The sequence below is a fragment of the Pannonibacter sp. I15F10I1 genome, assembly GCF_900185665.1.
GTDB classification, from domain to species: Bacteria; Pseudomonadota; Alphaproteobacteria; order Rhizobiales; family Stappiaceae; genus Pannonibacter; species Pannonibacter indicus.
Map to the genome: position 1 here is coordinate 202,027 of NZ_FYAN01000026.1, position 23,193 is coordinate 225,219.

The window sequence follows — 23,193 nt, forward strand, 5'->3', positions numbered from 1 at the left end:
AAGAACACGAAATCCATCCAAAGGAGGAGCAGTCAATGCTCGACAAAACGTCCAACTTCATCCGCGAGAACAACACGCGGCATCAGTTCCACCCGATGATCCATCCGCTGATCTCGCAGGCCAATCCGCCGCAGATCATCGTCTCCGGTGACGGCTGCTATGTCACCGACATTGACGGCAAGCGCTATGTGGACGGTTTCGGCGGCCTGTGGAACGTCAACGTCGGTCACAACCGGCGTGAGGTGAAGGAAGCGATCATCGCCCAGATGGACCGCATTTCCTATTACTCGTCCTTTGCCGGTACCACCACACCGCCCTCCATCGAACTCTCGGCCAAGGTCTGTGAGATGGCCGCCGAGGAGGACATGGACAAGGTGTTCTTCAGCGCCAACGGGTCGGATGCGGTGGAGACCGCGCTGAAGCTCGCACGTCAGTACTGGCAGCTTGCCGGAGAGCCGGGCCGCTACAAGTTCATCTCCATGAAGAACGGCTATCACGGCGTGCATTTCGGTGGTGTTTCCGTCAACGGCTCGCCCTATTACCGCGGCGCCTACGAGCCGCTGCTGCCGGGCTGCACCCAGATCGACACGCCCTGGACCTACCGCAACCCCTACACGGAAGACCCGGAAGAACTCTCGGAAATCATTGCCCGCCTGCTGGAGCGCGAGATCTATCATCAGGGACCGCAGACGGTGGCTGCCTTCATCGCCGAGCCGGTGCAGGGCGCGGGCGGGGTGATCGTGCCGCCGGCCTCCTTCTGGCCGAAGGTGCGCGAGATCTGCGACCGCTACGGCGTGCTCTTGATCGCCGATGAGGTCGTCACCGGCTTTGGCCGGTCGGGCTCCATGTTCGGCTCGCGCGGCTGGGGCGTAAAGCCGGATATCATGTGCCTCGCAAAGGGCATTTCGGCCGGTTATGTGCCGCTGGGCGCCACCGTGCTGAACCGCCGCGTGGCCTCGGCCTGGTACAAGGATGTGACGCCGGGCGGCTTCCTGATGCACGGCTATACCTCCACCGGCCACCCGCTCGCCTGTGCCGCAGCTCTCGCGGCACTCGACATCGTCGAACGGGAAGACCTGCCGGGCAACGCCGCCCGCATGGGCAAGGTGCTGCTCGATGGCTTGAAGCCGCTGGAAGGCGTCTCCTCGATCATCGGCGAAGTGCGCGGCAAGGGGCTGATGGTCGGCATCGATCTCGTTGGCGACAAGAAGACCCGTGCACCGCTTGATCCGTCCAACGGCATTGCCGAGAAGGTGGCCTTCTACGCCCGTCAGGAAGGCGCGATTGTCCGCCCGGCCGGTTCCACCATCATCCTCTCACCCCCGCTGGTCATCGGCGAGGAGGAAATCTCCATCCTGGTCGCCGCCCTCGGCAAGGCCTTTGCCAAGGTCGAGAAGGAACTCTGATCCTGCAAATGGAAAGGCCCCGCCGGAGTGATATCCGGCGGGGCCCTTTCTTCACACCTCCGGCCTATCATGCCAAGGCTTACGATGCTGACGCATCACGCCTTGATATGGCTCAGGCGCCGCACGGGCTTAACCAACTCCCGATGAGTAAGTCTCATCGGGAGTTGGTCTCACATCATCCGCGGCACGAAGAGAACTATGGCCGGGAAGGCGAGGATCAGGGCGATGCGGCCCACATCCACCGCAACGAAGACGCCAAGGCCCCGGAAGATGGTGCCAAGGCTGACATCGCGCACCACCGACCGCAGCACGAAGGCATTGAGGCCGACGGGCGGGGTGATGTAGCTGACCTCGGTGACGATCACCACATAGATGCCGAACCAGATGAGGTCGAAGCCGGAGGCCGCGACAATCGGGTAGAACACCGGAATGGTCAGCGTGATCATGGACAGGCCTTCCAGCACGCAGCCAAGCAGCAGGTAGATGGCCGTGATCATCAGGATGATCAGCATCGGATGGTTGCCCACCGAATTGAGCATCGTCTGAATGTCCTGCGTCATGCCGGAGAGGTTGACATAGTTGGTGAAGGTGAGGGCACCGAACAGGATGAAGAACATCACGGCCGTGGTCTTGGCGGTCTCGTAGAGCGTCATGATCGTCTGGCGCAGGTTGAGCCGCCGCTGGATGATGACGAGCAGGAAGGCGCCTGCCGCGCCCATGCCGGCGCTTTCGGTGGGGGTGAAGACGCCGAGATAAATGCCGCCCATGACGAAGACGAAGAGCAGCATGGCACCGCTGATGCCCTTCAGCGCGCGGATGCGGTCCATCAGCGGCAGTTTCGGTTCCACCGGCAGATCCAGCTTGCCGATGCGCACGGAGATGATCACCGCAAGCGCATAGCCGAGAATGCCGATGATGCCCGGAACGATGCCGGCCAGGAACAGCTTGCCGATGTCCTGCTGGGTCATGATCCCGTAGAAGACGAGGATCACCGACGGCGGGATGAGAATGCCCAGCGTGCCGCCCGCCGCGATGGAGGCGGTGGAGAGCCCGTCCGGATAGCCATACTTGCGCATGGAGGGCAGGGCGATCTTCGCCATGGTCGAAGCTGTGGCAAGGGACGAGCCGCAGACGGACGAGAAGCCGCCGCAGGCAAAGACGGTCGCCACCGCCAGTCCGCCGCGCCGGTGCCTCAGCCAGGCATAGGCGGCGTTGTAGAGATCCTGCGCGATGCCCGACTGCACGACGAAGTTGCCCATCATCAGGAAGAGGGGAAGGATCGACAGGGAGTAGCTGCGGCTGTTGTCAAAGAAGGTCTGGCCCAGCAGGGACAGGGCCGGGTTGAGGCCGATGATGGCGACCGTTCCGGCGGTGCCGACGGCGGCCAGCGCAAAGCTGATCGGGAGTCCGGCGGCCAGAAGGGCGAAGAGGATGAGGATGCCGACTTCCCAATGGTTCATTCGGGCCTCCCAGCCTGCACCGGAAGGAGGCAGGCAATGGCTTTGGCGACAAGGATGAGGGCGGCAAGCCCGGTGAAGATCGAAACGAGGTAGCCGAGCGGGGCCAGCGGGATCTGCAGGCTGATCGTGGTGCCGCCATAGGAGCCGACCTGCGCGGCCGCGGCCCAAAGGCGCCAGCCGATGACACACAGGATGGCGGCGGAGGCAAAGGCAACCACGGGCCTGCGCAGTCTCTCCACCGCCCAGGGCAGGCGGGCGGTCAGCATGTCCACGGTCACATGGTCATCATCCAGCGTCGCGGCGGGCAGGCCGATGAAGATCACCGCCGCAAGCAGCATTTCGGTCAGTTCGGTGGCGCCCTGAACCGGGGATGCGAGAAAATAGCGGCCGACCACATCGGCCACGGTGAGCAGCATCATGGCGGTCAGCATGACCGCACAGATGCCGGCAAGGCCCATCCGGAACCAGGTCAGGCCCGCGCTGCGCGCAGGCCTTTCCCCGATGATGGGCGTCTTCTGGACGCAGGTGCTCATTCAGCGGCGGCCTTGGCGATTTCCGCCTGCAGCATCTCATAGGCCGCAGCGCCATCGACGCCGCTGGTGGAGACTTCCGCGATGCGCTTGTCGATCACCGGCTGGAACTTGACCTTGAGGGCCTCGACTTCTTCCGCCGTTGCCTTGTGCAGGGTGATCTTGCCTTCCATGGCGCTGCGGCCGGCGGCGTCGACGGTATCCCACATCTTGCCGGCGCGGCGGACCAGCGGCTCGCCGATGACGGTTTCGATGGCTTCACGGTCCTTCGGGTCCAGGCTGTCGAACTTCGCCTGGTTCATGACGATGAACATGGTGGTGTTGTAGAGCCCGCCGGGGAACTCCAGGCCCTGATCCAGCAGCGGGATCAGGTTGAAGAAGCTGACGGATTCGAAGGGGAAGAGAATGCCGTCGGCAATGCCCTGGGACAGAAGCTCGTAGGCCTTGGAGGAGGGGCCTTCCACGGGCACGGCGCCAAGGCCGGTGGCAAGGTCGTGGGCCAGCGTGCTGCCGACGCGCACCTTCTTGCCTGCAATGGCTTCCGGCGTGGTCAGTTCGCCGCCCTTCATGAAGATGGCGCCGGGACCGTGTGTGAACAAAGCAAGAACTTTGACACCTTCGTATTCGTTGGCGTCCTTCAGCATCTTCTCATAGGTGCGCCAGTAGCCGAGGGAGACGGCTTCCGCGCTGTCGCCCAGGAACGGCATCTCGCCCAGAACGGCGGTCTTGAAGCGGCCCGGCGTGTAGCCGTTGACGGCGTAGGTGATGTCGGCCACGCCATTCTTGGCAAGGTCGAAGGAGGCAGGCGGGGGAGCGAGCGGCGCCGGCAGGATCTGTACCTTGACGCGGCCTTCCGTGACGCGCTCGATGTCTTCTGCCATCGGCTGCATCAGCTGGGTGACCTGCGGGTGGCTGGGCGGCAGCCAGCTGTTCAGGGTCAGCACGGTCTGGGCAGAGGCCACGCCCGTCATCAGGCCAAGTGCCGTTGCACCGGCAAGAGCAAAACTTGTGATCACGTTCATTTTCATCTAATTCCCCTCTGGTGTATTGTTATGCATGCAACCGGCAATCGGCTCATTGCGACCGCCGCTGTTCGGAGGCTTTGCGCCCCTCGAAACCTTGGAAAGACTGGCCATGACTGCATCCGACACCGCTCACGTCTCTCTGGCCGCAGAGGCCGCTCTCAACGAGGGCGAGCAGGCTGTGAAGCGGATGAAGCGGAACTGGCCGTTTTACTGGATTTCCCGTGTGAACGGGCGTTACGTGCAGGTGCTGGAGCGCCGTCTGAAGCCCATCGATCTCGACATGCCGCGCTGGCGCGTGCTGATGTCGCTGCACGAGGACGGCTACCTCAGTGTCTCCGAGATTGCCGACTACAGCGTGCTCAAGCTCAACACCGCCACGAAGATCGTGCAGCGCATGCTGGCCGATGGTCTGGTCACCACCCGTGTCCGTCCGACGGATGGCCGCGTCACCGAAGTGACCCTGACACCCAGGGGCGACGATATGCGCCGCCGTGCCCTCATGGAAGCAGACAAGATCCTCGCTGCGTCCTTCATCAATATCTCCAGCGAGGAACTGGCAGCACTCAACGGCCTTCTGGAGAAGGTCTTCGACGGTCTGGGAGAGATCTGAGCGCGCTGCCGGTCCTGCCATCGCTTACCCCGCCGCGGCTTCAAGCTGATGGAAGGCGCGGCTGAACCAGATCAGCCCTTCCGGCGTGCCGGACCACAGCCGGGTTGCGGCCACCTCACAGAAGAGCACGGAATGGGTGCCCTTCTGCTGACGGTCGATGATACGGCAATCGAAAGCCACGGCTGCACCCTGAAGAACGGGGGCGCCCGTCTCCAGCGTGTCCCATCCGGCCTGCGAGAAGCGGTCTTCGCCCGTCCACCTTGTGAAGGCACGCGACAGATCCCGGTGCCCGGGCCGCAGCACATTCACGCAGAGCGTGCCATTGGCCAGAAAGGCGTCATGGGCATAGGCGTTCTGGTTGATGCAGGCCAGCAGCATCGGCGGGCTGTCGGTCACTGAACAGACGGCCGAGACGATCATGCCATGGCGCCCGGAGGGGCCATCGGTCGTCACCAGATTGACGGCGGCCCCCAGACGGCTCATGCCTTCACGGAAGGCTGTGATTTCCGGGGGAATTGGGGTCTCGGTCATGACTTTCCTCCTCAGATGTCGAGCACGAGGCGCGAGGTGCAGGCGCGTGAGCAGCAGGCGCAGATCATCGAGCCTTCTTCCTTCTCACCGTCCGTCAGGAACTGGTCGCGGTGATCGGGCGTGCCCTCCAGCACATCCGTCACGCAGGTGCCGCAGACACCTTCCTCGCACTTTACCTCGATTTTCACGCCTGCACGGGCCAGTGCCTTGGCGATGGTGTCCTCCGGGCCAACCGTCACCGTGACGCCGGACAGGCGCGCCTCCACCTCGAAGCTTTCGCCGGTGATGTCCACATCGGCGGAGAAATACTCGCGGTGCACGTGCGACGGGGCATGGCCCATTGCCTCGGCGCTGGAAATCACCCAGTCCATGAAGCCCTGCGGCCCGCAGACATAAAGGTGCGTTCCGGCGCCGGGCTCCGGCAGGTCACGCGGCAGCTGCAGGCGCTGGGCCTCGTCTTCATCGTCATGATGGAAGACCACCCGGTCCGCCCAGGGGCTTGCCGCAATCATGCTGCGGAACGCCGTGATGCCGGCCGAACGGGTGCAGTAATGCAGGGTGAAGTCCCGGCCGAGGGCATGGAGGCGCTGGGCCATGGCCAGCATCGGCGTGATGCCGATGCCGCCGCCGAAAAGCACCGTGCGGGTGGCGCTTTCCTCCAGCGGAAAGTGATTGCGCGGGCCCTCGATCCGGAAGCGCGCGCCGGGTGTTGCCAGCCGGTGGACCGCCTCCGAGCCGCCACGGCTCTTCGGGTCCTTCAGCACGCCGATTTCGTAAGCCGTATTCGTGGCAGGGTCCGAGCAGAGCGAGTACTGCCGCCACAGGTCGAGCCCGCCGTCCTGAAGGTGGATGTCGAGATGGGCACCGGCGGTGAACGGGGGCAGGGGCTCCCCGCCCGGGCTTGCCAGCCGCAGGCGGATGATGTTGCCCGGTTCCTCGATCCGCTCGGTGACGGTCAGCTCAAGCGTCTGTTTCGGACTGATCGCATTCATCGCATGTAGATCCCGCCGTTGACGTCCCAGCAGGCGCCGGTGACGAATGCTGCCTCAGGGCCGGCCAGAAGGGCGACCAGCCCGGCCACGAAATCCGGGTCCCCCAGTTTCCCCACCGGGATATTGGCCAGCGCACCGGCCATCTTTTCCGGGGTGATCACCGAGCGCACCATCGGCGTGTCCATGGGACCGGGGGCGATGGCGTTGCAGGTGACGCCGAAGGGGGCGAGATCACGGGCGAAGATCTTCGTCAGCGTCAGGATCGCGCCCTTGGAGGCGGCATAATGCGCGCCTGTGGCGGTGCCGCCGTTCTGGCCCGCGAGCGAGGCCATGTTGATGATCCGGCCATAGCCGCGGTCGCGGAAATGGCGGCCGAAGATCTGGCAGCCGGTGAAGGTGCCGCCTGCATTCACCGCCATGATGGCGTTGAAGTCAGCCGGATCGATCTCCAGCACGGGCTGGACGGCGGTGCGGGCGGCGTTGTTCACCAGCACCTCGACCGAACCCCAGCGCTCGACGCTGCGGTCGAGGATGCTCTGGAAGTCGTCCGGCTTCGTCACGTCCAGCGTGCCGATGACCGCCGTCTCCCCGGCCAGGTCAAGCTCCTGCGCCAGCGCTTCGGCGGGGCCGGGATCCACGTCGGTGATGACGACGCGGAAACCGGCCTTGTGCAGGGCCCGGACGGCCAGGGCACCGAAACCGGTGGCCCCGCCCGTCACGACGGCTGTCTGGATCTTTTCAGGAAGCGGCGCTGCCATCAGAACAGATAGCTGAGCGCAGTCAGCTCCCCGTCAGAGTTGAGCAGCGTTGCCACCTTGTCACGGATGCGCAGGCCGTTTCCGGTGCGCAGCAGCACATAGCGCAGGTTCGCGCCAAAGACGCGCTGGCGGCCGAACTTGTCCTCGATCAGGTGCTGGGAGCAGCGCAGCGTCACCGTCTCCCCGTCCTGTGCCTCGATAACGAAGCGCGAGACGGTGCGGATGGTCTGGGCCGGAGGCGCGGAGGAGATGGAGAAACCGGCCTGAAAACGCTCGATCCGCATCTTGCGCATCTTTGCGTCGTCGTAGCACAGGTTCAGCTCGTCCTCGTAATTGCCATCCGGATTGATCGGCATGATGTAATGGCCTTCGCCAGCCCACAGGGCGAGCCAGGCGTCATAGTCCTTGCGGTCCAGCAGCTCGGCCTCGTTCCAGACGAATTCGGCGATTTCCTGCAGGGTCACTGCGGATGTGATGGTGCTCATCGAGTTCATTGGTCCATCATCCTCTTCCACATCTGATAGGCGGCGCGCATGCCGGTCTCCGCGCTCACGTGGCCGCGCGGGCCGTGTTCGCCGGGCACTTCGTCAACAAGGCCGCGATTGACGAGGATCGGCAGATCCTCACCGCCCAGCGTGCCGCGCTGGACGCGTTCCCACACTTCCGCATCATCGGGAGAGCCGAAGCCGAGCGGGCCCTGGAAATGCTCGTGCAGGCGCAGGCGCATGCGGTTGGCCGCCACCGGGCCACCGTCCATGCCGAGCGCGATGTGGCGGATGCCGGTTTCACGCACGTTGATCGGGCGCAGCACGCGGAAGAAGGACAGGGAGAAGGAGACGTTCGGGAAGAGATTCAGGTTGAAGCCTGCACCGCCCACCGCACGCACGATCTTGCGCACCTGATCTTCCGGATAGCCTTCGTCCCGCAGTTCCTGCGCCAGCGCTTCAAAGCGCTGCGGAATGGCGGCGTCGAGGTTGTCGTCGAGGTCGACGAGTTCCGGCATCATCACCATCACCGAATGGCCGTTGCCGAGGTCTTCCACGAAGCCTTCGCCCTCAAGGAAGGTGAAGGTGGCTTCGGCTTCCTTGTCCAGCGACTGCAGGAAGGACTTGTGCACCACGGGGAAGTGGTAGGCGTCGGTGGTGTTCTCCAACTGGATCTTCCAGTTGCCCGGGAAGGTGAACTGATGTTCGCCCAGTACCTTGATGGGGAAGCCGCCGCCCTGCTTCATGAACAGGTCGATCCACTTCTTCGCTCCGGCAAGGAAGCTTTCCAGCGGCTCGATCTCCTCGTTGAAGGTGGCGAAGATCATGCCCTGATAGCTTTCCACCCGCAGCTTCTTCAGGCCGTGAGCTTCCTTGTCGAAGTCCTCGCCATACTGCTCCGGATAGGGCAACCCGCGCAGGGAGCCGTCGAGGCCGTAGCCCCAGCCGTGATAGGGGCACTGGAAGGAGGAGGTCTTGCCCTTCTTCACCTCGCACACCGTTGCGGCCCGGTGGCGGCAGCGGTTGACCATCACGTGGATCTCGTTCTTGCGGTCCCGCACCACGATGACCGGCTGGCGGCCAACCCAGGAGCGGACGAAGGAGCCCTTGTCCGGGATTTCGGAAGTGTGGGCGACCCACACCCAGGTGCGGCCGAAAATGCGCTCCAGCTCTTCCTCGAAAAGTGCCTCGTCCTCGTACATCGGCGTCTTGACCCGGTCGAATTCGACCAGATCACCGGGTTGCGGTTGTGTTGCGGCGATCGTCATTTGAGCTCTTTCCTCTGGTTTGTTGCTTTGACCCTGATGGCGGCGTCTCACAGATCCGGGATCTGCAGCGCACGGCCCATGCGTGCCTCGATGCGCATGTAGCGCCACAGGCGGTGGTTCTCGTCGCCGACCTGAATGGTGCGGAACAGGTTGCAGGCCGCGACTACGGCATCCCGGTCCGGGAAGTCGCAGAGCATGTAGCAGGTCCACGGGAAGCCCGTGGGCGAGGTGCCGACCATGGTCTCGTCGTCATCGATGGTGCCCAGGACGGTCACGCCGTCCATCTTGGCAACGCTCGACATGAACGTGGCAAAGCCCGTCCAGACGCTGCCGATCTTGTCGAAGGGCAGATCGAAGAAGTTCTGGTGCACGGCAATGCAGAGCAGGGTGCGGATCTGTTTGGCTTCAGCCATTTGTTTATCCTTTCAATGGAAATGAGAATGAATGTCTCACGGGTAGCCGGGGGGCACGGGCTGGCCGAGCAGCGCGGCGCCCGCCGCCTGCCAGCTGCCTGCGCCGATGAAGGCGTGCTGGGCAACGCAGGCCGCATCGATCATGCAGCGGCCGAGCGGATGACCGCTCATCATCGCGTCGGAGCCGCCCATGACGAAGGCAAGGCGGGCGGCCTCGGCACCGTCTTCGGCGGCCTTGGAGGCGGCATGGCGCAGGCGGATGTGCGTGGCGCGGTCAACCTCGCCCTTTTCGAGCATCTGCTGCCAGCCTTCCTCGATGGCGTCGTAGAAACCGGCCCTTGCGCCGGACAGAAGGCCTTCCGCACGGGCAAAGCCTGTCTGGATATAGCCGCGTGCCGCAGGGCTCGGTGCGCCGGTGATGGAGGCGCGCTTGGTGGCGTCCTCGCTCAGCCAGTCGAGAGCCGCACGTGCGGTGCCAAGGGCGACGACGGCCAGCACCTGTGCTGCGAGCGCCATCGCCGGATAGTGGAAGATCGGGTCGTCCATTTCCGGCTTGCCGCCCCGGATGAAGGTCCATTCTTCCGGCACCACGACCTTGTTTGCGACGATGTCGTGACTGCCAGTGGCGCGCAGGCCGACCGTGTCCCAGGTCTCGTCCACGGTAACGGCATGGCGGGGCATGACGGCGGTGCGGGGCAGCGGGCTGTCCTCGCCTTCGATCTTGATGCCGGCACCGACCAGAGAGGCGCCCATGACGCCGGAGCCCCAGGGCCAGCGGCCGGTGACTTCCAGCCCGCCGGGCACGCGCTTGGCAAGTTGAGGAGGGAACAAGCCGCCTGCAAAGACTGTGTTGGGGTCCTTGCTGTAGATGGAGGCATAGGTTTCCTTCGGCAGGGCCGCCAGATAGGTGGCCGAGACGCCAAAGCTGGCAACCCAGCCGGCCGAGGCATCGGCGCTGGCGATGTCCTCGATCAGCCGGCAGAAGGCCGCCGGAGACAGGGCGTCGCCGCCAAAACGCTGGGGCACGAAGGCACGGTAGACGCCGATGGCCTGAAACTGGCGCACGATATCAATCGGGATGTGGCGCAGCTGATGAAATTCATGCCTGCGGGACCGGATTTCCGCCTTTAGGCTTTCGAGTGTCACGTCCGCTGGGGACTGGGTAAGGGCATCCATGGTCATTCCTCCACCTGGAAGTCTTTGAAGGTCTCGCAAAGCCAGCGGGCGATGGCGCAGACCTGCTCATCTCCCTGCTTGCGGCCAATGATCTGAAGTCCGGCGGGCAGCCCGTCCGGCGTGAGGAGCGGCAGAACCAGCGCCGGATGACCCGACAGGTTGAACGGCCGCAGATAGCGTGTGAGGGGGAGAACCCGCTGCGGATCATCCGCTTGCGAAAGGCGCGGCGGCACCACCGGCAGGGCCGGGGTCAGGATCGCGTCATGGCTGGCAAGGGCGGCATCCACTTCGGCCGTGAACCGGGTGCGCACCTCTTCGGCAGCGGCCAGATCCTCATCCGTGATGGACATGGCTGCAGCGATGCGCGCCCTCACATCCGCGCCCAACGGCGCGCCTTCCGTGACCAGATGGCCGAAGGCTGCTGCTGTCTCGCGGCCGATCACCGTCATGCCCGCCTTGAAGGCGGCTTCCAGTGAGGGCAGGTTCACGGCGGTCAGCGCTCCTGCCTGCGGTGTGACCACCGGGGCGAGTGCTGCCAGGATGGCGGGCTCGGCATCCATGCCGGTGATGGCAAGTTTCGGCGCTGCAGTCAGGCGTGCCGGGGTGAAGCTGGCGTCGAGTGCGGCCATCGCCTGCTCGATCCGGTCCATGCTTCTGGCAAAGGGGCCGATGCAGTCGAGCGAGCTTTGCGCCGGGCTTGCGCCCTTGCGGCTGACCCGCCCGAAGGTGGGCTTGAAGCCGATGACGCCGCAGCAGACCGCAGGCTGGCGGATGGAGCCGCCGGTGTCGGTGCCGATGGCAAAGTCGACAAGCCCGCCAGCCACAGCGGCGGCAGAGCCCGAGGACGAGCCGCCGGGAATGATGTCCGGCCAGCGCGGATTGACCGGGGTGCCGAAGCGGGCGTTCACGCCCGTCATGCCATAGGCAAGCTCGTGCATGTTGGTCTTGGCGGTGATGCGGCACCCGGCATCAAGCAGGGCCGCCACCACATCGGCATGCACTGTGGCGGCAGGGGCCGCGTCGAAGGCCGCCGAGCCGCAGCGCGTCACGGTGCCCGCGATGTCGATGCAGTCCTTGACTGCAACACGCGGACCCGTCTGGCCAAGCGCAAGCGTGGCCGTAAAGACCGGCGAGCCGCCGGTCAGGGCTGAAGTGTCATTTGTCATTTTTCTATGCGGAGCGCTTGCGGCTCCGTTCCCTCTGGATACGGTAAAATTACCGCAAATCGAAAAGCCGTCAACGTAAAATCGTTGATGAAGATCAAAAAAATTATTTGAAATCAATTAGATGAACGAGAAATGCGGCGCCAGCCCTATCGGCTGTGCCGTTCTCTTCAGGCGCGGAATGAACACTCGGCGTAATTTCAACGAAATACAGACAGCCGAAGCGTAACATGTAAAATCACGTGAATTGTTGCGTATTCTGAAAGTCTGTTTTGCGCCGGTGATGTCTGCTGCACCGCTTGCCCTTGCGGCCTTTGCAAGGGTTCTTGGTTTTGAAGGTGTTTTGCACGCGGTGAAGAGTAATCCTGTATTGAAAACTCATCTTTTGTACCGTATTACGTGAATATTACCGCTTGACCCTGAGGGTGGACGGCGCAAGCCTTGCGCCAGCGCGCAGGCGTGTGCCGGTTCATCTGACGGCTCATGCGCCTGTTCATCTGCAACGAAAAGAGGGGAAGTCATGACTGAGACCACAAGGCTGGACGCACTGGTGCGGCGGATCGAGGTGCTGGAAGCGGAAGCCGATATCCGGCGCCTTCAGGCCCGTTACATGTTCCTGTGCGACACACCCATGCCGGAGTTCGGCGTGACCAGCGATGCGGAGCGCATCGACCTGATCATGGCGCTCTACACGGAAGATGCGGTGTGGGAAGGCGTTGGCGAATATTACGACAACCAGTTCGGCCGCGCTGTGGGGGCGGCGGCCATCCGCAAGCATTTCGAGGGCTTCTGGGGCGGCAAGACCGATCCGGCCCTGATCCTCAACTGCCACTATCTCACCTCCGAGCAGATCCACGTGCATGAGGGCGGGACAACGGCAGACGGGCAGTGGGTGCACATGCAGCCGTGGCTCTTCTCCGACGGCAAGGCGCTGCTGCGCTCCTCGCGCCTCAACAACACCTTCCGCAAGGAGCCGGACGGGGTCTGGAAGATCACCCGCACCCGCACGGAAAACGTCTTCGTTGCCCCGCTTCCGTCCACCTGGGCCTCGGACTATCCGTCAAAGTCCGTGCTGATGCGGCCCTGAGCAGGATCTCTTTCCGGAAACCGGCATAATACCAAGGCTCTGAGATGCTGACGCATCACGCCTTGAAAAGGCTCAAGCGCCGCACGGGCTTAACCGACACTCGATGAGTCAAGTTCATCGAGTGTTGGTATAAGCCCTGAAGCCCCGGTCACCGCTGGGGCTTCAGCTTTTTTGGGCATGGTGGCTGACCCGTGTCTTATTCTGCCTGCAGCACGAAGTCGTAGGCCGCGCGCCAGGTTTCGCTGTCCCGGTTCACCCGCTCGAAAGGCGTGATGAGCGAGGCCTTGACGCCGAACACGGCATCGCTTTCCAGATATGGATCACCTGAAACGAAAAGATGGGTGATCACCCTCCGGTAGCCCGGTGCGGTGACCATGAAATGCATGTGGGCGGGCCGCCAGGGGTGGCGGCCAAGCGCCTCGAGCAGCTGGCCGGCCGGCCCGTCATGGGGGATCGGATAGGAGACGGGCCGGATGCCGCGGAAGGCATAGCGCCCGTCTGCGCCCGTGCGGAAGATGCCGCGATTGTTGAAGGGCGGCTGCACTCCGGGCTGCTGCACGTCGTAGAAACCGTCTTCATTGTCCGACCACACGTCAATCAGCGCACCTTCGACGGGATTGCCATCCAGATCCAGCACCCGCCCCTCGAAGAGGCAGGTTTCGCCCTTGCCGTCGAGGCTGATGCTGTCGCCCATCTGCCGCTCCGGCGCGCCGTCCACGTGGAAGGGGCCGAAGACGGTCGTCTCCGTTGCGCCTTCCGGCTGGCGGTGGTTGATGGCGTCCACCAGCATCGACACGCCCAGAATGTCCGACAGCAGGATGAACTCCTGCCGCGTGTCCGAGCAGATCTGGCCGCTGCGCGTGAGGAAGCTGATGGCTGCGGCCCATTCTTCTTCGGTCAGTTCCACGTCCTTGATGAAGGCATGCAGGTGATTGACGAGTGAGGTCATGACATGGGCAAGGCGCGGGCTGGTGGCAGGTCCAATGCGGCCGTTCACCTGCTCGGCAGACCGGTCTTCTGTGAAGTAGTCGATCATGGCGGTCTCCTTCGCTGTCAGTTGTCCATCCGGGGCAGGGACCCGTCATGGGCGCGCCGGAGCAGGGCCAGAATGGCCTGCCGCTCCAGCGGCCGCGGATTCCAGTAGGGGTTGGAAAGGGCGATGTCTGCTGCCCGCTCAAGGCCGCTTTCCGGCATACCGATCTCAGCCAGGCTGACCGGTGCGCCCGTGGCGCGGGCAAGGTCCTGAAGGCGGCGGGCCGGATCGCTGCCCAGAACGCCGGCCAGCTGATCCATCACCTCTGGAATGGCCGGGGCATTATAGGCCAGCGCATGGGGCAGGAGCACCGTATGCGTCTCGGCATGGGGCAGGGCGAAACTGCCGCCCAGCGTGTGGCAGAGCTTGTGATGCAGCGCCATGCCGACGGAGCCAAGGCACAGGCCGCAGAGCCACGCGCCATAAAGCGCCTTGCGCCGTGCTTCGCCATCCTCAGGCGTGCGGTGGATGGCGGGCAGTGCTGCGGCCATGGCGCCGATGGCCTCGAGTGCCAGCAGGCCGATGACCGGATTGCGGTCCCGGGCATAAAGCGCTTCCACCGCATGGGCGATGGCATTCATGCCGCTGGTCATGCTGACATGGACAGGCAGGGCAAGGCTGAGGCTGACGTCATAGAGCACGGTCTGCGGCAGCACCTTGGCCGAAAGCTGCGTCTGCTTTTGGCCGTTGCGAGTCTCGCCGAGAATAGGCGTCATCTCCGAGCCGGAATAGGTGGTGGGGATGACGAGTTGCGGCAGGCCGGTGCGCAGCGCCACCGCCTTGGACAGGCCGATGGCGGAGCCGCCGCCTGCGGCCACCACCAGATCAGCCTTGCGGGTGCGGGCGGTGTCGGCGGCCAGATCGCTGATATCGACGGGCGTGTGCATCGCCGCACCGGCGAAGGTGCCACAGACCCTGCCCCCCAGCGCTGCCGTGATGGTGTCCATCAGCCCGGTCTGGCGCGGGGTGGTGATGACCAGCACCCGCCTTGCTCCCAGCCGCTCGGCCTCCGCGTCCAGCTGATCAAGAGCGGTATCGGCGAAAATGACCCGCGCCGGATGGGCCGTGTAGGTAAAGCCTGCCATCATTGGACCGTCTCCCCGTTCACTGGATAATCCACCTGATGGCGCGTGATCCGCAGGCCTTCCAGTGCATCACGAATGCGCAGATGGGCCGGATGAACTGCATAAGCCTTGAGCGCTTCGGCGCTTTCAAATTCGCTGAACAGCACCACGTCGCAGGCGTAATCGATGCGGCTCACATCGATGCCGATCTCCAGACGGGTCATTCCGGGGATCAGCCCGCGCAGGCTTTCAAAGGCCGTCTTGATTTGTGCCTTGGCCTTATCCCGGTCTTCCGGTGTCTCTCCGGCCACATTCCACATCACGATATGCCGCACCGCAGTGGTGCCCTTCGTCATCGCGTCCACTGCGGGCGCTCCCTCTGGATTGGTGCGGGCTGCTTCTCTTTGCGGCGGCCCTGTTCACGTGGCATCAGAGTTGCATTGGTTGATTAGGTGATAAATCCCGTAATCTGGGAATGTTTCTTGCCCGGCGCGCAAAAATCAACGCGTCCGCCGGGCATGCGACAGAACAATTGCAAGATATGTGTTTATACGGTAATAATACCGTAACAATCTTGCAGGAGGGGCAAGAATGGACCGGTTGGCAGAGCTTGAGGTATTCACCCAGATCGCCGATGCAGGCAGCCTGACGCGGGCGGCCGATGTGCTCGGCCTGTCTGTCTCCGGCGTCAGCCGGCATCTGACCAGCCTGGAAAACCGGCTGGGCGTGAGGCTGGTGCAGCGGACCACGCGGCAGCTGTTCCTGACCGGGGAAGGGGAGCGGTTCGCCGCCAGTGCCCGGGAAATCCTCTCCAGCCTCAATGAGGCGGAAACCAGCGTCAGTGCGGTTTCGGCCGAACCGCGCGGCACCATCCGTGTCGGTGCCTCGCTTGCCTTTGCCAAACTGCATCTGATGCCGGTGATCCGCGAGTTCCGGGCGCGCTATCCGCTGGTCAACATCGAGCTGCAGGCCTCCAACCGCTATTACGACATGATCGAGAACGGTCTCGACCTTGCCATCCGCACCCGGCGGGGCGAGGCGGACAGCTCGATCACCATCCGCAAGCTGGCGGAGACCCAGCGCACCCTCGCCGCCTCGCCGGACTACATTGCCGCCCGGGGTGCGCCTGTCCATCCGCATGATCTGGCGGACCACGACCTGCTGCTCTACAGCCTTGCCGATGACTGGGAGAACCTTACCTTTACCCGCGGCAACGAAAGCATGCGGCTTCCGGTCAGCGGCACCATGGTGTGCAATGACGGGCTGCTGCTGCGCCAGGCCGCAAGGGACGGGCTCGGCATTGTCGTGCAGCCGTCCTATGTGCTGCATGACGATCTTCAGTCGGGCCGTCTCGTCAAGGTTCTGGAGGGCTGGCATCTGCCGCGCCTCAGCATGAACCTGGCCTTTCCCTCCCGCGCCCATATGCCCGCCCGCACCCGGCTCTTCATCGATGCGCTGGTAGAGTACTTCCGGCGCAACAACTTCGAGGCGCTCTGGTAGGCCGTCTCTGAGAAGGGTTATCCCTGTCCTGCCGTGCGGCTGCGCAGGCGTTCCATGTTGGCCACAAGGTCCGAGAACCTGTCCCCCTGCACTGCGATATGGTCGCGCAGCTGGCGGCGGGCGCTGTCCTCATTGCCGTCAAGGATTGCCGCAACGATGCCGGCATGTTCCTGCAGGGAAACTTTCATGCGGTTGCGCACCCTGAGCTGCAGGCGGCGGTAGGGCCTGAGGCGCCGGTGCAGGGCGATGCACTGCTCCTTCAGGAAGGCGCTCTGGCTCGCGGCATAGATCGCGTGGTGGAACTGCTCGTTCTCGTAATAATAGGCGTCGGTGTCATCGCGCGCGGCAGCGGCCTCGCAGGCGGCATGCGCAGTTTCCAGTGCGGTTCTGTCTTCGGCCGTGTGGCGGCGGGCAGCGAGTGCCCCTGCCATGCCTTCCAGCTCCGCCATCACGTCAAACATTTCCAGCACATAGTGCGGACCCGGATCCACGATCACCGCACCGCGCCTGGGGCGGATCTCCACGAGGCCGATGGCGCTCAGCTGCATCAGGGCTTCGCGGATCGGCGTGCGTGACACGCCATAGCGGGTGGCAAGCTGCGTCTCGTCGAGCCGCTGGCCCGGCTCGAATTCACCCGTGACGATGCCATTCTCGATCTCGTCCCGAAGCTTCTGGAAGGTATTCTCTGACATCGCCCCGCCCTCGCGTACGCCGTGAAATTTCTTGTATACAAGATTATTGACATCGCGTGCAAGGCAAACGCATCATTCGCTCTCATCCGGCAGGGAGGCCGGATTTCTGGGAGGAAGAACGATGAAGAAACTCACTCGCATGTTGAAGACAGGTGTGCTCCTTGCAGGCATGGCAGCGGCGGCAGGGTCTGCCGGCGCGCAGACCGTGCTCAAGGCCTCGCATCAGTTTCCCGGCGGCAAGGGCGATATCCGCGACGAAATGGTGCAGGTCATTGCGCGTGAAGTCGAGGCGGCGAATGTGGGGCTGACCGTGCAGGTCTTCCCCGGCTCCTCGCTGTTCAAGCCAAATGAGCAGTGGAACGCGCTGACCCGTGGTCTGCTGGAGATGACATCCTTTCCGCTCGACTATGCCTCCGGCCGCCATCCGGAGTTTTCGGTCACGCTGATGCCGGGGCTTGTCGGCAATTTCGACCGCGCCAACCGGCTCAATCAGTCCGAATTCATGCAGGATATCAAGAAGATCATCGAGGACAACGGCGCCATCGTCATTGCCGATGCCTGGCTATCGGGCGCCTTTGCCTCCAAGAAGGGCTGCATCACCTCGCCTGAAACGATGAAGGGGCAGGTGATCCGCGCCGCAGGCCCGGCGTTTGAGGAGATGCTGGCCGCAGCTGGTGCCTCGATTGCCTCCATGCCATCGTCTGAAATCTACACCGGCATGCAGACCGGCGTGCTGGACGCGGCGAACACCTCGTCGGCCAGCTTCGTGTCCTATCGCCTGTTCGAACAGGCCAAGTGCCTGACGGCGCCGGGCGAGAATGCGCTGTGGTTCATGTATGAGCCGGTGCTCTTTTCCAAGCAGGTGTTCGAGCGCCTGACGCCCGAGCAGCAGGCCGCCGTTCTGGAAGCTGGCAAGAAGGCCGAAGCCTATTTCGACGCCGAGGTGCGCAAGGGCGATCAGCTGATGATCGACACCTACAAGAAGGCCGGGGTCGAGGTCGTTGAAATGTCCAAGGCCGATTATGACGCCTGGCTCGCGGTGGCTCAGGAGTCTGCCTACAAGAACTTTGCCGCCAAGGTGCCGAATGGCGGCGCCCTGATCGAAAAGGCCCTTGCGGTCGAGTGATACCGGCCCTCGCACGGCCCGGACCTGCCGGACGGACAGGGCCGGGCCGCATGTGGACGGTCAAACTGAGAGGTTTGAAATGATCGGGGCCTATATCCGGGCAGTCGGGCATCTTTCGCGGGCTTTGGCCGTGATTGCCACGCTGCTCATCATCGCGGCGATGCTGGTCGTCTGCCAGATGATCCTGATGCGCTACGTCTTTACATATCCAACGATCTGGCAGACGGACTTTGTGGTTTTCTCCGCGACTGCGGCCATGTTCCTCGGCGCGCCCTATGTGCTGATGAAGGGGGGGCATGTGGGCGTTGACGTGGTGGAGATGATGGTGGGGCCACGCACCCGCCACGGCCTCAAGATCCTCGGTAGCCTGCTGGGGCTCACCTTCTGCGCCATCATGCTCTGGGCGGTGTGGATCCAGTTCCACGAAGCCTGGGCCGGCAACTGGAAACATGCCAGCATGTGGGCACCGCCGCTGTGGATCCCCCTGTCGGCGCTGCCGCTCAGCTTTGCCATGCTGTGCCTGCAATATGTGGCGCAGATCCTGCTGCTCCTGACCGGTTCCGCCCCTGCGGATACAGGCCACGGGGCGCTTGCCGGGGAGGGGCGCTGATGAGCCCGATGCTGTCTGGTCTTCTCCTCATCGGTGCGCTCTTCGTGCTTCTGGGCACGGGCATGCCGATTGCCTTCGCCCTCGGCCTTGCCGCCGTCGCTGCCCTGTTCCTGCAGATCGGTCCCGGCATTGTCTATGTGCTTGGCGAAACCATGTTCGCCGGTATCGCCAACCTGGCCTATGTGTCGATCCCCATGTTCGTGCTCATGGGCGCGGCGGTGGCATCCTCGCCTGCGGGCTCGGATCTCTACACCTCGCTGGACCGCTGGCTCAACCGGGTGCCGGGCGGGCTGGTTCTGTCCAACATCGGTGCCTGTGCCATCTTTTCCGGCATGACCGGCTCATCGCCCGCCACCTGTGCGGCCATCGGCAAGATGGGCATTCCGGAAATGCAGAGCCGGGGTTACCCCAACTCCGTTGCGGCAGGCTCCATCGCGGCGGGCGGCACGCTCGGCATCCTGATCCCGCCCTCTGTGACGCTGATCGTCTATGGCATCGCCACGGAAACCTCCATTGGCCGCCTGTTCATGGCCGGAGTGCTCCCTGGCATCATGCTCACGGTCATGTTCATGATCTGGGCGCTGATCGACTGCCGCCGCAAGGGCTATGACCTCAGCGGCCGTGGCATCACCTTCACGTTGAAGCAGAAGCTGGAGCAGCTGCCGCGCATCCTGCCGTTCCTGCTGATCATCGCCGGGACGCTCTATGTGCTCTACGGCGGTGTGGCAACGCCGTCCGAAGCGGCCGGGGCAGGGGCGTTTCTGACGCTTGTGGTCGTGGTGATTGCCTACCGGCTGTTCCGCTTCAAGCCCGTGTCGCAGATCTTCGGCTCGGCCATGCGCGAGAGCGTGATGATCATGATGATCATGGCGGCGGCGGAGCTGTTCGCCTTCGCCCTGTCGTCGCTGTTCATCACGCAGACGGTGGCAACGGCGATTGCCGGGATGGATCTGAACCCCTGGGTGCTGATGCTGGTCATCAACGTGTTCCTGCTCGTCTGCGGCATGTTCCTGCCGCCGGTGGCGGTGATCGTGATGACGGCGCCGATGCTGTTCCCCATCGTTACCCAGGCTGGCTTTGATCCCTACTGGTTCGCAATCGTGCTGACGATCAACATGGAAGTGGGGCTGATCACGCCGCCCATCGGGCTCAATCTCTTCGTCATCAACGCCATTGCGCCGAAGATACCGACGAAGGATATCCTGTGGGGGGCGCTGCCCTATGTGCTGGTGATGTTCCTTGCGATCTTCATCCTGTGCCTCTTCCCGGGGATCGCAACCTGGTTGCCCAACCAAATGCTCGGAGCGGTCTGATGAACACCACATCCTTCTTCAGTGAAATGCTGCAGGCCATCACGGAACGGGGGCGCCGCCTCCTGTCCATCTCGCCCCAGACCGGAGATGACGACCCGCTCGTCATCCTGGAGCAGCGCTGCGACACGCTGCTGTCCAGTCAGGGCGAGGCCTCCGGCATGGCGCTGGCCAAGGATGTGCTGACCCGCTGGGATCAGCTGGACGAGGCCGGGAAGACCGGCTTCGCCCGGCTGCTGCTGGACCGCTTCGGCCCCAACACCGGACGGCTGGAAAAGGCCATCAAGGCCTATCAGGAGGACCCTTCGCCGGTGTCTCTGGCCGCCTTGCACATGGCCAGCGAGCCGCGCCGTCAGGAATTGATCCGCCGGCTCAATCTGGCGCCTGATGCCATTGCCACGCTGGTGCGCATGCGTGAGGCGCTGTTGAAGATGAAGGTATCGGACAAGGCGCTGGAGACGGTCGATCAGGATTTCGCCCATCTCTTTGCCTCGTGGTTCAACCGGGGTTTTCTCACCCTGCGCTCGATCAGCTGGTCGACGCCTGCGAACATTCTGGAAAAGATCATCCGTTATGAAGCGGTTCATCACATCGGTGGCTGGGAGGAACTGCGCCTGCGGCTGGCGCCCGAGGACCGGCGCTGCTTTGCCTTCTTCCATCCCCGCCTTGCCGATGATCCGCTGATTTTCGTGGAAGTGGCGCTGACGACCGCGACGCCGGACACGATTGCCGAGGTGCTGCGCGAGGAGCGTGAGCCGATTGGCGCCGGGGAGGCGACGACGGCGGTGTTTTACTCCATCTCCAACTGTCAGGACGGCCTGCGCGGCATTTCCTTCGGCAACTTCCTCATCAAGCAGGTGGTGGAGGATCTGCGGCGGGAGCTGCCGAAACTGGAAACCTTCGTCACCCTGTCTCCGGTCCCCGGCTTTGCCGCATGGCTCTCGCGCGAGCGGCGGGCGGAGGTTTGCGATGTGTTGAGCGCGCAGGACCGGGAGGTGCTGCAGGGGCTGGACACCGAGGGCTGGCACAGGAACGAGGAATTGGCTGCCCGCATCCGGCCCGTGCTGATGGGGGCTGCCGCCTGGTATTTCCTCAAGGCCCGCACGCCGCAGGGCAAGGTGGTTGATCCGGTCGCCCGGTTCCATCTGGGCAATGGTGCCCGGCTGGAACGGCTGAACTTTCTGGGAGACCTCTCGCCCCGCGCGCTCGAACAGTCGCACGGGCTGATGGTCAACTACCTCTACAAGCTCGACGACATCGAAACCAATCACGAGGCCTTCGCCGTGCGCGGCGAAGTGGCGGCCTCCTCTCAGGTCCGCAAGCAGCTGCCGCCGGACCGGCAGCCCCGCCAGCTCGTTCCCGTTGCCTCCAGCCCGTCCGAGGACGGCACAAAGACAAAATCCACCAAGGAGTTCACCGCATGAGCAATCACCTTTTCGATGCAATCCGGGCCGCCGCCACTCCGGCCGCACCTTTCATCGAAACCCTCGACGGCCGGTCCTGGACCTATCAGGACATGATGGACCAGTCGGGGAAGCTTGCGGGCGTGCTGATCGAACTGGGCGTCGAGCCGGGGGACCGGGTGGCGGTACAGGTGGAAAAGAGCGCCGAAGCGCTGATGCTCTATCTTGCCTGCGTGCGGGCAGGAGCGGTCTATCTGCCGCTGAACACCGCCTATACGCTGGCCGAGCTGGATTATTTCATCTCCGATGCCGAGCCGCGCCTCGTCGTCTGCGCGCCGAAGGCGAGAGAAGGGCTTGAGCCGGTGGCGGCGAAATATGGCGCCCGTGTCGAGACACTGGATGAGGCGGGCGGCGGCAGCCTGATGGACAAGGCCACCGGCAAACCTGCGGATTTCGCCAATGTCCAGCGCGGTCCGGATGATCTGGCGGCCATTCTCTACACCTCCGGCACCACCGGCCGGTCGAAGGGGGCGATGCTCTCCCACGACAACCTGCTCTCCAACGCCGCGACCTTGCGCGAATACTGGCGCTTCACCAGCGGTGACCGGCTGATCCATGCGCTGCCGATCTTCCACACTCATGGCCTGTTCGTTGCGTCCAACGTGATCATGCTGTCCGGCGCTTCGATGTATTTCCTCAGCAAGTTCGATCCGGAGGAGGTGCTGCGGCTGATGCAGTCGGCCAGCGTGCTGATGGGCGTGCCGACCTTCTATGTCCGCCTGTTGCAGAGCGAGGGCCTGACGAAGGAGGCAACGGCGCGCATGCGTCTGTTCATCTCCGGTTCGGCGCCGCTTCTGGCCGATACGCACCGCCAGTTCGAGGAAGCCACCGGCCATCGCATCCTTGAGCGCTACGGCATGACCGAGACGAACATGAACACGTCGAACCCCTATGAGGGCGAGCGTGTGGCCGGAACGGTCGGCTTCCCGCTGCCGGGCGTGTCGCTGCGTGTCACCGATCCGGAGACGGGTGCGTCTGTTGCCGATGGCGAGACCGGCATGATCGAGGTGAAGGGGCGGAATGTGTTCCAGGGCTACTGGCGCATGCCGGAGAAGACCAGGGCTGAGTTCCGCGACGACGGCTTCTTCATCACCGGCGACCTCGGCAAGATCGATGACCGCGGCTATGTCCACATCGTCGGGCGCGGCAAGGATCTCGTGATTTCCGGTGGCTACAATATCTATCCCAAGGAAGTCGAGACCGAGATCGACCAGCTGGCCGGCGTGGTGGAAAGCGCCGTCATCGGCGTGGCCCATCCGGATTTCGGTGAAGGTGTCACCGCCATCGTCGTGCGCCAGAAAGGCGCGAATCTGGCGGAAACCGATGTTCTGGCAAAGCTGCAGGACCGGCTGGCGCGTTACAAGCAGCCCAAGCGGGTGATTTTTGTGGATGAACTGCCGCGCAACACCATGGGCAAGGTGCAGAAGAACGTGCTGCGCGACACCTATGCCGGGCTTTATCAGTCCTGACACAAAGACGTGAGATTGTCCC

At 63.7% G+C, this 23,193-nt stretch carries 24 protein-coding genes; 9 read left to right on the forward strand and 15 right to left on the reverse strand.

Annotation, left to right across the window (positions count from 1 at the left end; translation table 11 throughout):
• Window positions 1-35 precede the first annotated feature (35 nt).
• Window positions 36-1,406, forward strand: a complete 1,371-nt coding sequence (locus IF10I1_RS14225; protein WP_122520209.1) for an aminotransferase class III-fold pyridoxal phosphate-dependent enzyme — start codon at window positions 36-38, stop codon at window positions 1,404-1,406.
• A 170-nt stretch (window positions 1,407-1,576) separates the two neighbouring features.
• Here IF10I1_RS14225 and IF10I1_RS14230 read toward each other — a convergent pair whose 3' ends face one another.
• The 3 genes from IF10I1_RS14230 to IF10I1_RS14240 are packed head-to-tail and all read right to left on the reverse strand — an operon-like array spanning window position 1,577 to window position 4,418.
• Entirely contained in the window at window positions 1,577-2,866 is a 1,290-nt protein-coding gene (locus IF10I1_RS14230) for a TRAP transporter large permease (RefSeq protein WP_050473244.1), read from the reverse strand.
• Window positions 2,863-3,399, reverse strand: coding sequence for a TRAP transporter small permease (locus IF10I1_RS14235; protein WP_050473245.1), 537 nt, complete (start codon window positions 3,397-3,399; stop codon window positions 2,863-2,865). Before IF10I1_RS14235 ends, IF10I1_RS14230 begins: the two co-directional genes overlap by 4 nt.
• The gene (locus IF10I1_RS14240) at window positions 3,396-4,418 is read right to left on the reverse strand and encodes a TRAP transporter substrate-binding protein (protein WP_186415532.1); all 1,023 of its coding nucleotides are present in this window, start codon (window positions 4,416-4,418) and stop codon (window positions 3,396-3,398) included. Before IF10I1_RS14240 ends, IF10I1_RS14235 begins: the two co-directional genes overlap by 4 nt.
• A 112-nt stretch (window positions 4,419-4,530) precedes the next feature.
• On the opposite strand from IF10I1_RS14240, the gene IF10I1_RS14245 reads away from it, so the two are divergent.
• The gene (locus IF10I1_RS14245) at window positions 4,531-5,031 is read left to right on the forward strand and encodes a MarR family winged helix-turn-helix transcriptional regulator (protein ID WP_208977445.1); all 501 of its coding nucleotides are present in this window, start codon (window positions 4,531-4,533) and stop codon (window positions 5,029-5,031) included.
• Window positions 5,032-5,055: 24 nt separating this feature from the next.
• Here IF10I1_RS14245 and IF10I1_RS14250 read toward each other — a convergent pair whose 3' ends face one another.
• From IF10I1_RS14250 to IF10I1_RS14285, 8 genes are read right to left on the reverse strand one after another with little or no spacing between them, the layout of a single operon-like run.
• Window positions 5,056-5,562 carry a flavin reductase gene (locus tag IF10I1_RS14250; protein ID WP_186415530.1) on the reverse strand — a complete coding sequence of 169 codons (507 nt, stop codon included), beginning with the start codon at window positions 5,560-5,562 and terminating at the stop codon, window positions 5,056-5,058.
• 11 nt (window positions 5,563-5,573) lie between these two features.
• The gene (locus IF10I1_RS14255) at window positions 5,574-6,554 is read right to left on the reverse strand and encodes a PDR/VanB family oxidoreductase (RefSeq protein WP_186415529.1); all 981 of its coding nucleotides are present in this window, start codon (window positions 6,552-6,554) and stop codon (window positions 5,574-5,576) included.
• Window positions 6,551-7,312: an SDR family NAD(P)-dependent oxidoreductase gene (locus tag IF10I1_RS14260; protein WP_186415528.1), complete on the reverse strand. Its 762-nt coding sequence runs from the start codon at window positions 7,310-7,312 to the stop codon at window positions 6,551-6,553. The genes IF10I1_RS14255 and IF10I1_RS14260 overlap by 4 nt, the downstream gene beginning before the upstream one ends.
• A complete protein-coding gene (locus tag IF10I1_RS14265) occupies window positions 7,312-7,806 on the reverse strand; it encodes an aromatic-ring-hydroxylating dioxygenase subunit beta (protein WP_186415527.1) in 495 nt (164 codons plus the stop codon). Before IF10I1_RS14265 ends, IF10I1_RS14260 begins: the two co-directional genes overlap by 1 nt.
• Window positions 7,803-9,065, reverse strand: coding sequence for a Rieske 2Fe-2S domain-containing protein (locus tag IF10I1_RS14270; RefSeq protein ID WP_186393321.1), 1,263 nt, complete (start codon window positions 9,063-9,065; stop codon window positions 7,803-7,805). The genes IF10I1_RS14265 and IF10I1_RS14270 overlap by 4 nt, the downstream gene beginning before the upstream one ends.
• A gap of 47 nt (window positions 9,066-9,112) precedes the next feature.
• Complete coding sequence (locus tag IF10I1_RS14275) at window positions 9,113-9,478, reverse strand: hypothetical protein (protein ID WP_050473251.1); 366 nt, start codon at window positions 9,476-9,478, stop codon at window positions 9,113-9,115.
• A gap of 36 nt (window positions 9,479-9,514) precedes the next feature.
• A complete protein-coding gene (locus IF10I1_RS14280; protein ID WP_244293755.1) occupies window positions 9,515-10,654 on the reverse strand; it encodes an acyl-CoA dehydrogenase family protein in 1,140 nt (379 codons plus the stop codon).
• 2 nt (window positions 10,655-10,656) lie between these two features.
• Complete coding sequence (locus tag IF10I1_RS14285; protein WP_186415525.1) at window positions 10,657-11,820, reverse strand: amidase; 1,164 nt, start codon at window positions 11,818-11,820, stop codon at window positions 10,657-10,659.
• A 517-nt stretch (window positions 11,821-12,337) separates the two neighbouring features.
• Between IF10I1_RS14285 and IF10I1_RS14290 the strand changes: the two genes are divergently transcribed.
• Complete coding sequence (locus tag IF10I1_RS14290; RefSeq protein ID WP_058899900.1) at window positions 12,338-12,904, forward strand: nuclear transport factor 2 family protein; 567 nt, start codon at window positions 12,338-12,340, stop codon at window positions 12,902-12,904.
• Window positions 12,905-13,100: 196 nt separating this feature from the next.
• On the opposite strand, the gene IF10I1_RS14295 is transcribed toward IF10I1_RS14290, so the two are convergent.
• The 3 genes from IF10I1_RS14295 to IF10I1_RS14305 are packed head-to-tail and all read right to left on the reverse strand — an operon-like array spanning window position 13,101 to window position 15,357.
• A complete protein-coding gene (locus tag IF10I1_RS14295) occupies window positions 13,101-13,940 on the reverse strand; it encodes an intradiol ring-cleavage dioxygenase (RefSeq protein ID WP_186415524.1) in 840 nt (279 codons plus the stop codon).
• Window positions 13,941-13,957: 17 nt separating this feature from the next.
• Window positions 13,958-15,025, reverse strand: coding sequence for a maleylacetate reductase (locus IF10I1_RS14300; RefSeq protein ID WP_186424548.1), 1,068 nt, complete (start codon window positions 15,023-15,025; stop codon window positions 13,958-13,960).
• Window positions 15,022-15,357: a Dabb family protein gene (locus IF10I1_RS14305; RefSeq protein ID WP_186424598.1), complete on the reverse strand. Its 336-nt coding sequence runs from the start codon at window positions 15,355-15,357 to the stop codon at window positions 15,022-15,024. Before IF10I1_RS14305 ends, IF10I1_RS14300 begins: the two co-directional genes overlap by 4 nt.
• A gap of 235 nt (window positions 15,358-15,592) precedes the next feature.
• Here IF10I1_RS14305 and IF10I1_RS14310 point away from each other — a divergent pair, with 235 nt between their 5' ends.
• Window positions 15,593-16,501, forward strand: a complete 909-nt coding sequence (locus IF10I1_RS14310) for a LysR family transcriptional regulator (RefSeq protein WP_186424549.1) — start codon at window positions 15,593-15,595, stop codon at window positions 16,499-16,501.
• A 17-nt stretch (window positions 16,502-16,518) separates the two neighbouring features.
• Here the strand turns inward: IF10I1_RS14310 and IF10I1_RS14315 are convergent, their stop codons facing one another.
• Window positions 16,519-17,193 carry a GntR family transcriptional regulator gene (locus IF10I1_RS14315; RefSeq protein WP_186424550.1) on the reverse strand — a complete coding sequence of 225 codons (675 nt, stop codon included), beginning with the start codon at window positions 17,191-17,193 and terminating at the stop codon, window positions 16,519-16,521.
• Window positions 17,194-17,314: 121 nt separating this feature from the next.
• Here IF10I1_RS14315 and dctP point away from each other — a divergent pair, with 121 nt between their 5' ends.
• The 5 genes from dctP to IF10I1_RS14340 all read left to right on the forward strand — a co-directional run bounded on the left by dctP (window position 17,315) and on the right by IF10I1_RS14340 (window position 23,171).
• Entirely contained in the window at window positions 17,315-18,319 is a 1,005-nt protein-coding gene (dctP, locus tag IF10I1_RS14320) for a TRAP transporter substrate-binding protein DctP (protein WP_208994281.1), read from the forward strand.
• Window positions 18,320-18,398: 79 nt separating this feature from the next.
• A complete protein-coding gene (locus IF10I1_RS14325) occupies window positions 18,399-18,929 on the forward strand; it encodes a TRAP transporter small permease subunit (protein WP_050473258.1) in 531 nt (176 codons plus the stop codon).
• Window positions 18,929-20,242: a TRAP transporter large permease gene (locus tag IF10I1_RS14330; RefSeq protein ID WP_186415519.1), complete on the forward strand. Its 1,314-nt coding sequence runs from the start codon at window positions 18,929-18,931 to the stop codon at window positions 20,240-20,242. The genes IF10I1_RS14325 and IF10I1_RS14330 overlap by 1 nt, the downstream gene beginning before the upstream one ends.
• Window positions 20,242-21,663, forward strand: coding sequence for a malonyl-CoA decarboxylase (locus tag IF10I1_RS14335; protein ID WP_186415518.1), 1,422 nt, complete (start codon window positions 20,242-20,244; stop codon window positions 21,661-21,663). The genes IF10I1_RS14330 and IF10I1_RS14335 overlap by 1 nt, the downstream gene beginning before the upstream one ends.
• Window positions 21,660-23,171 (forward strand): malonyl-CoA synthase, encoded by a 1,512-nt coding sequence (locus IF10I1_RS14340; protein WP_186415517.1) that lies wholly within the window; start codon window positions 21,660-21,662, stop codon window positions 23,169-23,171. The genes IF10I1_RS14335 and IF10I1_RS14340 overlap by 4 nt, the downstream gene beginning before the upstream one ends.
• The last annotated feature ends 22 nt before the right edge of the window (window positions 23,172-23,193 follow it).